Annotated in this window: 14 protein-coding genes; 1 reads left to right on the top strand and 13 read right to left on the bottom strand. The window is 37.3% G+C overall.

Annotated features, from left to right (window positions below):
• Positions 1-990 precede the first annotated feature (990 nt).
• The 11 genes from NH286_RS09185 to NH286_RS09235 form a co-directional block, all read right to left on the bottom strand.
• Entirely contained in the window at positions 991-1,941 is a 951-nt protein-coding gene (locus NH286_RS09185) for a CorA family divalent cation transporter (RefSeq protein ID WP_265215137.1), read from the bottom strand.
• 75 nt (positions 1,942-2,016) lie between these two features.
• Positions 2,017-3,603 carry a Na+/H+ antiporter NhaC family protein gene (locus NH286_RS09190; protein WP_265238439.1) on the bottom strand — a complete coding sequence of 529 codons (1,587 nt, stop codon included), beginning with the start codon at positions 3,601-3,603 and terminating at the stop codon, positions 2,017-2,019.
• 126 nt (positions 3,604-3,729) lie between these two features.
• Positions 3,730-4,368 (bottom strand): V-type ATP synthase subunit D, encoded by a 639-nt coding sequence (locus NH286_RS09195; RefSeq protein ID WP_265215135.1) that lies wholly within the window; start codon positions 4,366-4,368, stop codon positions 3,730-3,732.
• 9 nt (positions 4,369-4,377) lie between these two features.
• Complete coding sequence (locus NH286_RS09200) at positions 4,378-5,745, bottom strand: V-type ATP synthase subunit B (RefSeq protein WP_106461286.1); 1,368 nt, start codon at positions 5,743-5,745, stop codon at positions 4,378-4,380.
• Positions 5,738-7,507: a V-type ATP synthase subunit A gene (locus tag NH286_RS09205; protein ID WP_265238441.1), complete on the bottom strand. Its 1,770-nt coding sequence runs from the start codon at positions 7,505-7,507 to the stop codon at positions 5,738-5,740. Before NH286_RS09205 ends, NH286_RS09200 begins: the two co-directional genes overlap by 8 nt.
• An 11-nt stretch (positions 7,508-7,518) precedes the next feature.
• Entirely contained in the window at positions 7,519-7,830 is a 312-nt protein-coding gene (locus NH286_RS09210) for a V-type ATP synthase subunit F (protein ID WP_106461284.1), read from the bottom strand.
• Complete coding sequence (locus NH286_RS09215; RefSeq protein ID WP_265238443.1) at positions 7,823-8,818, bottom strand: V-type ATPase subunit; 996 nt, start codon at positions 8,816-8,818, stop codon at positions 7,823-7,825. Before NH286_RS09215 ends, NH286_RS09210 begins: the two co-directional genes overlap by 8 nt.
• 2 nt (positions 8,819-8,820) lie before the next feature.
• The gene (locus NH286_RS09220; RefSeq protein ID WP_265238445.1) at positions 8,821-9,369 is read right to left on the bottom strand and encodes a V-type ATP synthase subunit E; all 549 of its coding nucleotides are present in this window, start codon (positions 9,367-9,369) and stop codon (positions 8,821-8,823) included.
• Positions 9,370-9,384: 15 nt separating this feature from the next.
• Positions 9,385-9,852 carry a V-type ATP synthase subunit K gene (locus NH286_RS09225; RefSeq protein ID WP_265215126.1) on the bottom strand — a complete coding sequence of 156 codons (468 nt, stop codon included), beginning with the start codon at positions 9,850-9,852 and terminating at the stop codon, positions 9,385-9,387.
• Positions 9,849-11,774 (bottom strand): V-type ATP synthase subunit I, encoded by a 1,926-nt coding sequence (locus NH286_RS09230; protein ID WP_265238447.1) that lies wholly within the window; start codon positions 11,772-11,774, stop codon positions 9,849-9,851. Before NH286_RS09230 ends, NH286_RS09225 begins: the two co-directional genes overlap by 4 nt.
• Positions 11,761-12,084 carry a V-type ATP synthase subunit H gene (locus NH286_RS09235; protein WP_265238449.1) on the bottom strand — a complete coding sequence of 108 codons (324 nt, stop codon included), beginning with the start codon at positions 12,082-12,084 and terminating at the stop codon, positions 11,761-11,763. The genes NH286_RS09230 and NH286_RS09235 overlap by 14 nt, the downstream gene beginning before the upstream one ends.
• A 101-nt stretch (positions 12,085-12,185) precedes the next feature.
• Between NH286_RS09235 and NH286_RS09240 the strand changes: the two genes are divergently transcribed.
• Positions 12,186-13,280, top strand: coding sequence for a hypothetical protein (locus NH286_RS09240; RefSeq protein ID WP_265238451.1), 1,095 nt, complete (start codon positions 12,186-12,188; stop codon positions 13,278-13,280).
• Between the two features lie 44 nt (positions 13,281-13,324).
• On the opposite strand, the gene NH286_RS09245 is transcribed toward NH286_RS09240, so the two are convergent.
• Both NH286_RS09245 and NH286_RS09250 read right to left on the bottom strand, forming a co-directional pair.
• A complete protein-coding gene (locus NH286_RS09245; protein WP_265238453.1) occupies positions 13,325-14,383 on the bottom strand; it encodes a ribonucleotide-diphosphate reductase subunit beta in 1,059 nt (352 codons plus the stop codon).
• 10 nt (positions 14,384-14,393) lie between these two features.
• A complete protein-coding gene (locus NH286_RS09250; protein ID WP_106461834.1) occupies positions 14,394-14,774 on the bottom strand; it encodes a phage holin family protein in 381 nt (126 codons plus the stop codon).
• Between the last annotated feature and the right edge of the window lie 985 nt (positions 14,775-15,759).

Raw genomic sequence — 15,759 nt, forward strand, 5'->3', positions numbered from 1 at the left:
TTCTTGCTAATTTATTTAAACTTATTTCGCCTTCTTCGTATTCTTTTATTACTTTTTTCTTTAATTCTAAACTATATTTTTTCATTGCAGCCTCTTTTCTAGCTACAACTTTTGGGGAGTCCTACAGTCCCTCATCGGGCTCCCCCTTGCACCCCCTCCCCGTTACACCCCCAGGCGGCCCCTAAAGCGGGGAGCATGATTAGAAGCTTGCCTTCGGCAAGCCACTCTTTTTAGACAAATCCCTTTGTTTTAGCTAGCCCAATCATAACTGATTTTGACATTCCGATGCCTAAAAATCTCAATCTAGCTCAAATTTATGCTTTGTATATACTCTACATCTCAGTAATCACAGAAATTTAATATTCACTTGTGCGTCAGGAGATTTTCTTAACGGCATCTCCATTTACAAAATCTCCCGACCTTGGGAGAATTATTCTGTATTCTGAGAGAATATTAACGACAAAGCAGGTTTAAAGCTCGTTTGCCTTTGGCAAACATTGCGATTGGAGGGTCTAATATACTAATTTATCGGAAGATTTAAAATAAAAAGTCACCGTCAAGAAAATCACACTGACAGCCACACTTAAATACAAATACTGTAACTACTAAGATGACAAGCAACTATAAAGATGATAGTTGGACTAGATTGTGATTTTTAGGGGACTTTTGATTTTAAATCAGTAAGAAAAAGGCCAGATAAATACGAAGCAATCCACCTGAGAAAGAGGATTGCCAAAGGCAATCTTCTATATTCGCCCTCCGCTAAGGAGTCGCTTGCGGGGTGTAACGGAGAGGGGGGTGTAAGGGGGAGGGCGATGAGGACCCATGCGAAAGGGTCCTTGGCCCTCCCCCTTAGGCGAAGTCATCGGCTTGATGACAATAATTCATTATGAGATAAAATAACGAAGAAAAACACTAAATAACAATATTATCTTGGATAAAAATCCCCAATAAGGGGGTCATTTAGGGGGAAGCCCCCTAAATCCCATATTATTTGTCCAACTTCCTAAATAATAAGGTCCCAACTAGAAGTGAAAATAATGACAAGACTATCACATATAGGTAGCCGTGTTCCCAGTTTAGTTCTGGCATGTTTTCAAAGTTCATCCCGTACCAGCCTGTGAGTATTGTTATTGGGGTGAAGATTGTTGTTACTACTGTTAGGACTTTCATGGTGTTATTCATGGTTAGGTCCATTTTTGAGGCGTAGGAGTCTTTTACATTTGTTATATAATCTGAAAGATATGATATGTTTGATGAGTACCTTTCAACCCTAAAGGATACACTCTTTAGGTGCTTGATGTCATCGTCATCAAAAATGTCATTTTCATTTTCTACTAAGACTTCAATTGTATCCAGGAGTCTTTCGTAAGATGTGTAGAGATTTAAGGCCTTGTGCCTATTATCTGAAATCATCTCTATAGAATTTTTTGGCTTTTTGTTCTTATTTATCCCATCTTCTATGGAGGCTGTTGAGTTTTTGATTTGGTCAAAGATTGAGTTATGATTTTCTATCAGGGCTGTTATGAAGTGTTTTAAGATTCTTCCTGGAGACCTGGCTGAAAATTTCTTGGTCAAGATTTTCTTAAAAGCCCTGGCTGATGACTTATCCCTATCGTAGAGGTCTACAATTATTAGCCTGTTATTTTCTATATAAAATCCTATGAGGTCAGATGCATCTAGATTGCCCCTGATATCAAGCATCTCTAGTATGGCGAAGGTGTACTTATCTTCTACTGCCATGTAGGATTTCTTGGATGAATCTGTCAAAAGCAGGTCAATGATTGCTGTATCTATGTCATAGGTCTTAGCGAAGTCTATAAAGGAATCCTTGCCCAGATACATCAGATAAAAATCTTCATCTTCTATTACATCATAAAAGCTATCTATGTCGGTTTTTTCAAAACCATTGTCGGTATCAAATTTATAAATATAATCCATTTTCTCTCCTTAATCTCTATGACTATATGGATTTAGGCCTTAGCTGTCAAAGTTTCACCCACTAAAAAAGCAAGCCTAAGCTCGCTTTATCTTTTTTATTAGAAACATGAGAACCATTATAACTATTATCCCAAAGGCAAGGGAAATAGTCGCACTTTTGCTAAAGCCTGCTATTATATAGGATATAAAGGCAATGGCTGCTACTGTTAATCCATAAGGAAGTTGGGTTTTGACATGGTCGATGTGGTTGGCTCCAGCCCCTGCTGATGACATGATTGTTGTATCTGATATTGGAGAGATGTGATCTCCGCATACTGCCCCAGATAGGCAGGCTGATATGCCTATAAAAAATAAGGGATTGGCCGGATCAAACATAAATGCGACTATTGGTATAAGGATACCAAAGGTCCCCCAACTTGTGCCTGTAGCAAAGGCTAGGGCTATGGCTACCACAAAGATTACAGCAGGTAGGAAATTATTTAAACTTCCTGCCACATTTGTCATGACATTTCCAACAAAGGCTGCAGATCCTAGAAGGTCATTAGAAATATTTTTAAGGCTTGTGGCAAGGCTTAAAATAAGGATGGCTGATGTCATAGATGAAAAGCCCTCTGGAAGGAGCTCCATAGACCTTTCAAAGCTAATCCTGCCACTCAAATTTAAAAATATCATAGAAATTATTAGGGCAATGACTGATCCTGTAGCAAGGGCTACCTGGGAATCTGTATTGGCAAAGGCATTTACAAAGTCCATGTAATAAGGGCTTGCCTTATCAAAAAATCCACCCACATAGATTAGGCTGCTGATGCAGGATATAATTAGGATGATTATTGGAAAGACCAAGTCTCTAACTCTGCCTTCTATCCCATCATCACTAGTTTCTATTCGTTTTTTGCTATTTATCCCAAGCTCTCCGCTTTCTTTTGCCCTTTGTTCAAATTCTTTCATTGGGCCATAGTCGTTGTCTGTTAAAATTATAGTTGCAACAAAGACTAGGGTTAAAAGCGAATAAAAATTAAAGGGAATGGCCCTTATAAACATCTCTATACCAGATAAGCCTGTTCCTTCAGCATAGCCTGATACTGCTGCAGCCCAGGATGAAATCGGCGCTATCATGCAGATGGGAGCTGCTGTTGCATCTATTATATAGGCTAGCTTTGCCCTTGAAATCTTGTAGGAATCTGTAATTGGCTTCATGACTGAGCCTGTTGTTAGGCAATTAAAATAATCGTCTATAAAGAGCATGGCTGATAGGAAATAGGTCGAGATTTGGGCTTGTTTCCTAGATTTAATCTTGGAATGGGCCCACTTGCCAAAGGCTTTCGATCCTCCTGATTCATTTATAAGACTTACCATAACTCCCAAGGAAATAAGGAAAATAAAGATTCCCCCATTATCCTGTATGGCCTTGATGAAGCCTTCTACTATGACATTGTCTAAAAATTTTCCAATCGAACCACCACTTGCAAGAATAGCCCCGATTACAAGGCCTATAAACAAGGAAGAATAAACCTCCTTTGTAATTAGGGCCATAAGGATTGCCACGATAGGTGGCATTAGGGCCCAGGGGCTTGCGAAAGTTTCTGGATGGGTATTTGCTATATATATTGATAATATCCCAACTAAGCTTAGGAATACTATGGATAATTTGTTCTTTTTCATTTCTTTCCTCTCATAAATTTTGCGTCACGATTTATATTATACTGACTAAAAATTTATTATAAAGGAATTTGCTAAAAATCATTTAAATTTTAAACAAATTTAAAACTCCCCAGACCGGGGAGTTTCTTATCTTTCTTCTGAAATTATATCTTTTACCTTCATCAAACGAGAGATAGTTGCTCTTTCGTTTTCTTCTAGTTTTGATCTGATATATTTGATTGTTTCTTCTAAGTCTGGGATTGTCCTGTATTCTAGGGCGTTTACCCTTCTTCTGGTTGATTCTATTTCATCAGCCATTAGCTGGGTTGTCTTTTCTAGCTCTGCTAGGCTTAGAAGTCTGTCTGTGACATGGTTTAGCTTAAGTAGGGCCTCATCTAGACCTGCACTTGTTGTAGCATAACCATATGGCAAATCGCTTGCGTTTTCGTTTTTTTCTACTTTAAACTCCATCTTAGGAATCCTAACACTCATGACATTGGCTGTTTTTATGTCAATGCCTACCTTTTGTGTTGGGAAGCTTACTGCTTCTTCGAGGACTTCTGGGCTCATGAAGGCTGAGGCCATAAGGAAGGAAGCGAAGGAATCTGATAATTCTTTTTCGACTTCTTCTCTTAGGGTCTTGTTTTTCCTGATTAATTCTAGGAATTGTCTCATTAGCTCATCTTGCTTATCTTTTAATAGCTTGTAGCCTCTTTTGGCAGTGGCAAGCCTATCCTTAAGGGTGTTTAGGTTCATCCTTGTTGGAGTTACTTTTAGTCTTGCCATTTTATGCTCCTAATCCATGTATTTTTCAATAAGGGCATCATCAATTCTCTTAAGTTCTGATTTTGGTATTATCTTTAATAATTCCCAACCCAAGTTTAGGGTTTCTTCTATGGTCCTATTTGTGTAGTAACCTTGATTGATGTATTTTTCCTCAAAGGCCTTGGCAAATTCTGCAAAGGCAAGGTCTGCATCTGATAGGGCTGAGTCACCTAGGATTTTTTGAAGCTCACGAGCATCTACACCTGAGGCGTAGGCTGCGTAGATTTGGTTCATGGTATCTGCGTGGTCTTCTCTAGTTTTGCCCTTGCCTATACCCTTATCTTTAAGTCTTGATAGGGATGGTAGGATTGATACTGGTGGTTGGGCTCCTTGGTTATATAGGCTCCTATCTAGGATTATCTGTCCTTCTGTGATGTAGCCTGTTAGGTCTGGGATTGGGTGGGTTATATCATCTTCTGGCATGGATAGGATTGGAATTTGGGTAATTGTTCCTGGTTTTCCACGAAGTTTTCCAGCTCTCTCATAGATTGTTGAAAGGTCTGTATATAGGTAACCTGGGTAACCACGACGACCTGGTACTTCTTTTCTAGCTGCTGATACTTCACGAAGGGCTTCTGCGTAGTTTGTCATGTCTGTCATGATTACTAGTACTTGCATATCCTTTTCGAAAGCTAGGTATTCAGCACAGGTTAGGGCCATTTTTGGTGTTGATAGACGCTCTATGGCTGGGTCATCTGCTAGGTTCATAAAGAGTACTGAACGGTCGATTGCCCCTGTCTTTTTGAAGTCATCCATGAAAAATTGTGCTTCTTCAAAGGTGATACCTATGGCTGCAAAGACTACGGCAAAGCCTTCGTCATCTCCGAGTACCCTTGCTTGTCTGGCAATTTGAGCTGCTACTTGATTGTGTGGCAGACCGTTTCCAGAAAATATTGGTAGCTTTTGGCCACGAACTAGGGTGTTTAGTCCATCGATTGTTGATATACCTGTTTGGATAAATTCTGATGGGTAGTCCCTTGATACAGGGTTGATGGCTGTACCATTTACATCTCTTTTTTCTTCAGGTATGATTTCTGGACCATCATCAATGGCTTCACCTAGACCATTGAAGGCACGACCAATCATGTCCTCGCTTACTGCAAGCTCTAATGGTCTACCCAAAAATCTTACTGAGGTTGATTTTAGGTTGATACCTGTTGATCCTTCAAATAGCTGAACCATGGCACGGTCTTTTTCTATTTCTATTACCCTACCTCTGCGGTGTTCGCCATTTTGAAGCTTGATATCAACAAGCTCTTCGTTATCGACTCCCTCTACTCCTTCTACGAGCATAAGAGGGCCAACTACTTCTGTTACGGTTTTATATTCCTTAAGCATCTTTTGCCTCCCTCTTAATTAGTTCGCCGATTTGTTTGTCTATTTCTTCTTTTATTTGGTCAAATCTAGCCTTGTCATCTTCACTTACTAGTTTTAGTCTGTTGATTGCTTCTACTACTTCTAGATTTTCTATATCTTTTAACTCTACTCCTGCTCCTAGTGCCTCTAGGGACTTATCATAGTTATAGAGGATTGTGCCAAGCATCTTATCCTGTTTATCTAGTGAACAGTAGGTATCTATATCGTGGAAGGCATTTTGTTGTAAGTAGTCTTCTCTGATAGATTTGGTTACATTTAGTTTAAGCTTATCATCATCTGATAGGGCATCACGACCTACAAGTCTTACTACCTCTAAAAGGCCTGATTCTTGTTGGAGTAGGCTCATAGCACGTTTTCTATGAGTTGAGAAATCTTGGTCAACTGCCTTGTCTATAAACTTATCCATCTTGTCTTGGTAGAGTGAATATGAGTTTAACCAGTTGATAGCTGGGAAGTGTCTTTGGTAGGATAGGTCATAATCTAGGCCCCAGAATACCTTTACTATACGTAGGGTAGCCTGGGTTACTGGTTCTGACAAGTCTCCACCTGGAGGAGATACGGCTCCTATTACTGATAGTGTACCGATATCATCTCTATTCCCTAAAACTTCTACCTTACCAGCTCTTTCGTAAAATTCTGCAACCCTACTTGCTAGATAAGCTGGATAACCTTCATCACCAGGCATCTCTTCTAGACGACCACTCATCTCACGAAGGGCCTCTGCCCAACGGCTTGTAGAGTCTGCCATCATAGCTACGTTATAGCCCATGTCCCTGAAGTATTCAGCAAGGGTTATACCTGTATAAATTGATGCCTCTCTGGCTGCTACTGGCATATTTGATGTATTTGCTATAAGAACTGTACGTTTCATGATTGATTCGCCAGTTTTCGGATCAATTAGCTCTGGGAATTCGTTAAGTACGTCTGTCATCTCGTTTCCACGTTCACCACAACCTACATAGATTACTATGTCAGCATCAGCATATTTTGCTATCTGGTGTTGAACTACAGTCTTACCTGAACCAAATGGTCCTGGGATTGCAGCTGTACCGCCCTTGGCTACTGGGAAGAAGGTATCTATTACCCTTTGACCTGTGATAAGTGGCTCATTTGGGTCTATCTTTCTTTTGATAGGACGAGCCTTTCTTACTGGCCAATATTGGAGCATATTTAGCTCTTTATCCCCATCTTCTGTTTCTACAACAGCAATGGTGTCAGCTACCTTAAATTCTCCAGATTTAATCTCTTTTAATCTTCCTTTTATTCCGTTTGGAACCATAATCTTGTGGGTGATAACTGTTGTTTCTTCTACTTCTCCTAGTATATCACCTGGAACAACTTCTGCGCCCTTTTCTAAAAGAGCCTTAAACTCCCAAACTTTGTCCCTATCTAGTCCTGGGGAAGTTACCCCTCTTGTTAGGAAATTTCCTGCAAGCTCTTCAAGTTTTTCTAGTGGTCTTTGGATACCATCATACATTCTTTCAAGCATGCCTGGTCCAAGCTCTACTGATAGAGGCCTACCTGTTGACCTAACTTCATCGCCAGGTCCTATACCGGTTGTCTCTTCATAAACTTGAATACTTGCTACATCTCCCCTCATCTCAATTATTTCGCCGATGAGCTTATCTTTTGATACCTCTACCACGTCATAGATATTAGCATCAGATAGGCCTGATGCCTCTATTAGTGGTCCAGATACTTTAGTAATTTTACCTATATTCAAATTAAGCTCCTTTAATTTAGAATGTTTGCTCCGACTGCCTTCTCAACTGAACGGTTGATATCGGCAAGGCCTAGACCTAAAGATCCCTTATTAGATGGGATTAGGATAATGGCTGGCCTTAGAGCTTCTCTGTATTTATCTATTGTTTCTTGTATGTCCTTAGCAAAGGCTTCTGTTATGAAGATTACTCCATAATTATCCCCTGCTAATTTTTTTACAAGTTTACTTGCATCGTCTTTGTCTATGGCTGTAAAAACCTCGATACCTATGGCCTTAAAGGCTAGTATCGAATCCTTATCGCCTATTACTGCTATTTTATACATAAGCTTCTCTCAATCTATCTTTTGTGAATTCTTTTGAAAGGCCATTTAGCTTAGATATAAAGATTATCCTTAGGTTTTTGATTTCTTGCTCCTTGCTGATTAGATAGGCAAGTAGAACTTCTGGACCATAGGTTACAGCCTTGCTGGCCTTTGCAAAGTCCATAAAGTGATCATCTATTGCCTTTTCTAGATTTAGGAGATTTTCAACCTCTCCCTTATCATTGTCAAGGGCCCTAGCTAGATATGGATAAATCTTATCATTGGACATTTTTATCAAAAGTCCTGTCATATCAAGCTTATACATTTCAAGAAATCTGTCCTTGTCTATAAAGCCGCCATCTATTAGGCAATCACCTAGTTGGTCTAAATCTCTTACCCTTAGTAGGGTTTTGACATTTATAAGGTCAATGGCTTCTTTTGTGTAGTTTATAAGTGAATCCATGCCAGTGGCATTTGCTATATCAAGCTCTCTTTTATAATAAGACTTATCTAGGGATATGTCTATCATGGCTGGGTCTTTCCTATCTTCATAAGCATCTATGGCTCTTTTTAGATAGGTAAGATAGATGTTTTCTTCATCATCTTCAAAGATATCTTTTTCGTCTGTCTTTAAGATTTGTCTTTTAAGATAGTCTACATCTATATTGCCCATTGGGGAATACTTATAATCTTCATCTTGGATAATTTCCTTGGCAAGGACTTTTAAATTGTGGAAGTTGTACTTTTCTCTTAGATAGTCTGTCAGATTTTTATCTGGGGTTATATCTTCGATTTTGTCATACACCCTTACCAGTTCCTTGCTTAGGATTTCTTCATATTCTTCTGGCCTTCTTAATTCTTGGATATATCTACCATAGGATGAATCTGATAAGGCATTCATTATCTCGCTTAGGGAGTCTAATTCATTTAGCCTATAAAAATCCTTTACTAGATCATCTTCATATATTCTAGTTGATATAGAAGCTCCTATGAAGTCATCTCTTTTCATAATTACCTTTCTTCAAAAATACCAGATATTATTTTCTTAATTTCATCCTTGTTATAGTCGATTATTGATGAAAAGCTATTGTCATAGATAACATCCCCATCTTTTATTATGAAACCATCATCGACTGTTTCATATGAAACATTTAGTCCTTTTAGGTCTTCTGAGTCAAAGAAGGTTCCATCCCTTAAGATGATATCTGCCTTCTTGCCTGGGAATTCCTTAAGTCTATTTAGGACAAACTTCTTGTAAGAATGATTATCTAGGCCTTTAAGCTCTTCTATGAGCCTTTCGATTATAGAATTTATGAGCTCGTTTTTGGCTGTGATTTTTATATCACGGGCATTTCTTGATGCTGAAAGCTCTTCATTGGCCAAAATTTGCTTAGCTTCTTTTTTGGCATTATCTATAATCTTATCTACCTCAACTTTTACTTCTGCTTCAGATTTTTCCCTAATTTCCTTAGCTTCGCCTTCAGCAGCCTTTAATATCTGATTTTTTTCCTCTTCGCCTTTTTTCCTTATTGATTCTAATATTAAATCAAGATTAGTCATAATCTTATCCTAATATTATGCTCTCATTACAAGTAGTAGGGAAATAACAAATCCTAAGATTGCGTAAAGCTCAACCATTACTGAGTAGATCATACCCTTAACGAATTCTGGTTCGTTTTTAGCTAGGATATTGATACCTGCTATAGCTACCTTTGATTGTTTTACAGCTGAGAAGTAACCTACTATAGCTACTGGAAGTGCTGCCATTAAAAAATATAGGCCGTCTGCAAAGGTCATATCTGGGCTTAGTTTACCCATGATAAAGAAAGCAATTGCAAAGCCGTAAAGACCTTGTGTACCTGGTAGTAGCTGAAGAACTAGTACCTTACCAAACTTTTCTGGTTGTTCTACTGTAAGAGCTGCTGCAGCTTCACCTGCCATACCTGTTCCCTTAGCACTTCCCATACCTGATAATAGTGTTGCTAATGCCATAGCTAGAACACCAAAAACCATTCCACCGTTTTGAACTAAAAATTCTGTCATTTTCTTTCTCCTCTATTAATTAATATTTTTTTAGTATCTTCTAACATTTCTTTAAATTTAACGCCGCCGCCTTCATAAAACTTACCAAACATCTCTACATAGATAAGTCTTAGTGAGTGAACGTAGGCTGACAAGTAGGATAAGAACATATTAAATAGTTGGAATACTACAAAGACTAGGATTCCGCCTATAATTCCGCCAATACCTGCCCCAAATAACATTTTAACAATTACATTTACCGCATAGGCTACAAAGCCGCCTGATAAAACCAGGGCCATAAGTCTTAAGAAGGATACAAAGTCTCCTACCCAAGAAGTAATTCCGTATAGGTCATAGACCCCGGAACCAATCCTTCCGCCTATTGATTTAGCATCACGTCCTGCAAATAGGACTATGCCAACCATGCCGACCGCCATGAGGTAAAGGCCTATTTTGTTTTTGCTTAGGAAATAGTAGATTGGTCCACCTACTGCCATATACCAAAACAAAACATCGTAGATGGCATCCATAGGTTTGCCATCTCTTATATACATATAGCCTTTCATTCCAAGAGCGATAAATAGGGCCGCTCCTCCTATGATAAGACTTATAGTAATAAGCGTATTGATATCAGTTTGGGTATCAATCCAGCCAAATGGCACATCGATAATTCCGCCAAAGACTGATCCAAATAATACTCCAAAACAGCAAGCTGATAGGGATATACCTAAAAATAGCTTAATCATCTTCTCTGTTGATTTTGGCAAGTCTTTTTTCTTGAGGATTACAAGGGTTGCAATCACACCAAGAGCTCCATAACCTAAGTCTCCAATCATGAAGCCTGTAAATATAGTATAGAAAATGGCCACAAGTAAGGATGGGTCAAATTCGTTATATTTAGGTAGGGCATAGGTTTCAACAACAGATTCGTAAGGTTCAACTATTGCGTTGTTTTCAAGGATAATAGGTACATTTGGATCATCCTTGTCAGCATCTTTTATATCTAGGATATATTCTTTATCTAAGGAGTTTTCTATGTCGGCTTTAAACCTGTCAGTCATAGACTCAGGTATGTATCCTTCAATAACATCCATTTGAGAAGTCTTAAGGAAGTTTTCTGTAGCTTCTTCCTTGTTCTTTTCATTGACAAGATATGATTGATACAAATAGAAATCTTCTAGATATTTATCAAACTCTCCTATTTCAGCCTCAATTTTCTTAATTTCGCTCTTAAGATTAGCTTCTTCTTTCTTAAGGGCACTTAGGCTCTTGCTTACAGAAGCATCTGCCTTAATACTTATTCTTGAAAATCCGTACTCTCTTAAAAGTTCTTTAAATCTTTCTTCCTCATCAAGAGAAGCGATAGCAACAATAAAGCTAGTCTTATCCACTTCCGAATACCTATAGATTAGGGATTTGCTAAAGTTTTTATCGACTAGGCTCTTCTTTAGGCCATCGTAAAACTGGCTAGAAATAGTACCTGTCTCTACATAGACTCTCTTAGAATCGTACAGACTTCTAATATCGATATCTATATCCTTCCATGGATTAAGGTCTCCTATTTTTTGCTCTATGGCTTGGTTTTTATCAACTAGCCCTTCTCTTTCTTTAACTAATTTTATAAGCTTATCGTAAATGAGATTGAAATCAAAATTCTCAGAATCCCTATAGACCTCATCAATATCTAGCCTTTTAAAGTCTTTGCTCTCTTCTGTAGATGAATATTTTAAGCTAGTCTCAATAGCAAAAGCTAATTTATCAAGCTTTTCATCCAAGGCTTGGATCTTAGTAGAATTTGTAAGCTCTTTTAGATAAGTCTCGTCTTCTTTTACTTTTAAATCGTTAAAATGCACATAGTTAAAATTTTGAAGAATATCAAGTAATAAGCTCCTTTTTTCCTCAAAGGCAAGTAAGCTAAACTTATTCATCTTAACTATTGCCATTATTTACTATCCTTTCTACAAGAGTATTGATAGTCGCTTCAACCTTGGCCTTATCTACATCCAAGATTTTTTTTGACTCATCTCTTGCTTTTGCTATCACTGGTTCTCTCTTTTTTTCTGCCTCTTTTTTAGCATCAGCTAGGATCTCTTCGGCCTTATTCTTAGCCTTGGCAATCTCATCTTTATAGGCAAGATTTGCTTGATTTTTTGCCTCTTCGATGAGCTCCCTAGCCTGATCTTTGGCAGCGTCAAGCTCTTTTGCCGCAGTTTCTTCTGCAAGCTTAACTTGACTTAGAATATCATCAGTCATATTTCACCCCCTGTTTATACTTAAATTATATCATATTTTTACCCAAAACGGGTATAATCTAGACAAAATAATTGCGATATTACAAATAAAAAGGAAATTTTATGAAAAAAACTCTAATAACACTTATTTTTGCCTTACTTTTAGTAGGCTGTAAAAGCAAAGATAGGCCAAACTTAGAAGCCTATTCGCTTTCAAAAATACAATCTTATTCTTATGACCAATCTCTCTACACAAGAGTAAAGCTAATAGATTATCCATCAAATATCAAAGGAATCGACTCCTATGACAAAAAAGATTTAGCCAATCTTGATTATAACAAAGAAGTAAAGCTAGCCGACTTATTTTTTAGGATACCGGAAAAGGGCCAAATCTTCAAAAACGATAATATATATTATATAGATTTCCCAACAAGTCTTGCCTATGATCTAGTCATATCTTTTGAAGATTTAAGCGATTTTTACGATTATGATCTCATAGACTTATCTAGCAAAATAATAAAAGAAAAAAATCTAAGTCAAAAAATAAAATCAATGCCTATAAAAAATATCATGACAAATCTTGATAGCGCATATTTTATAAGCAAAAATGGCAATAAAACATCAACCCACTTTTTTATAAAAGGAGACAGGGGCCTAATCTATTTTGTGATAAGTGAAGATACAAGTAAGTCAAATGCATCAGCAGCTATCATGGCAGATATCCTAATGACAGCCTACAATGCTCCAGATGATCCCTTAGAAATAAATAAATCATTCAAAGACCACAAGGATGCCCTTTCAGTATTTGCAAACAAGGAAATCTTAATAGATAAGCAAAAAATAAAAATCCCAGAAAACTTCTACCTCCACCAAGACGATGATAAGCTAAAATCCTTTATAGCCAAGGATAAAAACGAAGTAATAGCAGAAATAATAATAAAAGAAGATAAAATTACAGGTGATATCTACCAAGCTTATAGCCAAAACTCAGGCCAAATACTCTACCCAGCCCAAATCGTAAATATGGGAAAAATAAATAAATACAAAAATATCCTAGAAGGAGATGTCAGAATCTACCTACAAAATGACACCCTCACAGGCAAAAAATACCTAATAAAAACTAATGACTCCTATATAAGTCTAATAGTAGCAGGCCCACTTGCCAACGAATCCCTAGTTAAATCCATGGCTGAGTCAATTAAACAGTCAATTAAATAAAACAAAAAGAGAAAGAGCTAAAAAAGCAACTTTCTCTTTTTATTTTAAAGGTCATCTTCAATAATTGATGATTTGGAATAAGCTGTTACCTTGGCTTCAAAGAAGTCAGTTTTTACTGCATTTGGATCTGAGATTTCATCTACCCATTTCATTGCTTGTGGGATTTCTTTATAGCCTTCAAAAAGTGGTTCAAAACCAAGGCCTAGGGCACGAAGATTGCCTAGGTATTTGATGTAATCTTCAATCATCTTTGTAGAAAGGCCTGCTATATTATCGCCTATGGCATATTTGCCCCATTCGATTTCTTGTCTAACACCTTCTTTAAGCATGTCCCTGTAGATTTCTACCGCCTCATCTGTAAAGAGGTCAGGTCTTTCCTTCTTAAGGTCATTTATAAGGGACCTAAAGAGCCATAGGTGGGTATTTTCATCCCTATTTATATATCTAATCTCTTGGACAGTTCCTGGCATCTTGCCATTTCTACCTAGGTTGTAGAAGAAGGAAAAGCCTGAATAGAAGTAGATTCCTTCTAGGATATAATTTGCTATTAGGGCCTTTACAAATTGGAATTCATTGTCTTTTTGCAAGAATTCATTGTATTGGTCACCTATAAACTCATTACGACGAAGCAAGTGGTCATCTTCCTTCCATAGGTATAAAATCCTAGTTCTTTCTTCTGGCGAACAAATTGTATCTAGGATATAGGAATAAGATTGGGAGTGGATTGACTCTTGATAGGTCTGAATTGACAAACAAAGGTTAATCTCATTTGCTGTAACATAGGTTTGTAGGTTTGGCAAATTGGCTGTTTGGATCGAATCAAGGTAGGTTAGAAAGGATAAAATCCTATCAAAAGCCCTCTTCTCATATTGATCAAGTTTTCTATAATCCTTGATATCCTGGTTTAAGTTAATCTCCTCAGGTATCCAAAAGTTATTCATAGCCTGCCTATACCAATCGCTTGTCCAGGTATATTTTAGGTTGTTAAAATCGTTAAGATTTGTGGTATTACCTTGGATAATCTTTCTCTTCGCTAGATCTATATCCCCGTTTTCGTTGAAAATACCACGTTTTTCAACTTCTTTCTTCTTACTTTCTTCCATCATAACCTCCTTAAGATAATAACTTCATTACAAATGATGAAACAATTGATAAGACAATGCTTGCAAAAATCAAACTAAAAAAGCTACTATTAATATATGCCCCGCCTACAAATTTAAATGCCAAAGATAAAACAAAGGCAGAAATCACAAGGGAAAATAAGCCAAAAGTCAAAATTGTGATAGGAAAGGCAAAAAATCTAAGTACTGGCTCTACAAACTTTTCAAGTATAGTCAAAACTCCTGCTGTAATAAAAAGGGCAGATGTCTTATCAAAACTGATACTTCTGATAAGTTTACTCAATATAAATAATGAAATTAAATTTACAACAAATAAAGCTAGTAAAACATTTCCACTTTCCTTAGCAAAATTCTTTTTCTTACGTCTATTCATAAAATACTCCTTTTAAAATCCAAGATTTGTTATTGTTGCTTATATACTATTATACCAGATTATTTTTTATTTTAACCAAGATAAATTATTTTAGGGGGTTTTCCCCTAAAAACCCTTTTTTATACTATCCAAGATAATAGCATTATAAAGTTGTTCTCTTCGTAACTTAATCTCATTATGAATTATTTATATTTACTATTGAATCTTCGTTCCAAGGGGAGGCCCAAGGACCCTTTCGTCGCTCTCGGCCGCTAAGGCAAATTGGGTCCACATCGCCCTCCCCCTTATACCCCCGGCAAGCCCGTCGGCTCATGGAGACTTACACCCCGCAAGCGACTCTTGCAGAGGGCAAATTGAAGATTGCCTCTGGCAATCTTCTTTGTTAGACCTGACTGCAATTCATCCTGGAGCAAAATCTATTATTTCAAATCTCGTCAGCTAAAAATTTAGATTCGCTTCACTTCGTTACGCTCAACAAAATTTTATTAACGCTTCCTTGATTTAAAATAATTGACGATTTTATTTCAGTAAATCTTAAGATCACCTTCTCTAGACATACTAATTGCAATGTTTGCGAGAGCAAACGAGCCTTAGAACTGATTCGTCGTTATAATTCTCTCAGAATACAGAACTATATCCCCAAGGTCGGGAGATTTTGTAAATGGAGATGCCGTTAATAAAATCTCCTGACGCACGAGTTAAAATTAAATTCCTGTAATTACTAAGATATAGAGTGCATATAAAAGAAACATTTGGGCTAGATTGAGATTTTTAGGCATCGGAATGTCAAAATCAGTAAGAATAAGGATAGCTAATACAAAGGATTCTGTCTAAAAAGGGAGGATTGCCGTTAGGCAATGGATTGTCAACACCTATTTGTACAATCTAAAATCGAACGTACTAATTTAAGATTAACTAATAATATCTATTTAATCTTAAATGTCTATATTTAACTGGTGGCAAGTAACCTAAGGATCCATGGATC

This window comes from Anaerococcus sp. NML200574 (assembly GCF_026131665.1).
Taxonomy (GTDB): domain Bacteria; phylum Bacillota; class Clostridia; order Tissierellales; family Peptoniphilaceae; genus Anaerococcus; species Anaerococcus kampingae.